The sequence below is a fragment of the Tamlana crocina genome (genome assembly GCF_012037625.1).
In genome coordinates this window covers 1-287 of sequence record NZ_JAAVJS010000834.1, presented here as the reverse complement: position 1 = coordinate 287, position 287 = coordinate 1, and the positions used below count along the sequence as shown (strand labels likewise).

1 pseudogene is annotated in these 287 nt (G+C 47.4%); it reads right to left on the bottom strand.

The window, feature by feature from the left end:
- Positions 1-287: pseudogene (locus HC176_RS19180) on the bottom strand (TonB-dependent receptor); the annotation flags it as partial.

The window sequence follows — 287 nt, the reverse complement described above, 5'->3', positions numbered from 1 at the left end:
AATAAATTAAATTGAGCTGGGCATCGGCAAAAAGAGGTTCGAAGTTGGTTTCAGTCTCCCGAGCTTCAACCAGTAAATTGTTGTTGCGATACCTTATCCCGCCCAGGGCACTTAATTTTCCATTTTTTGAAACCCCTTCGGCAGCTGCATTCACCCCCAGCAATCCTGCGTCGAGGGAGGCGCGAAAATCAGTCGGCCGCCGATATTCGATATCCAGGACCGAAGATAATTTATCCCCGTACTTCGCCTGAAAACCACCTGCCGAAAAATGTAGATTACGAACAAGA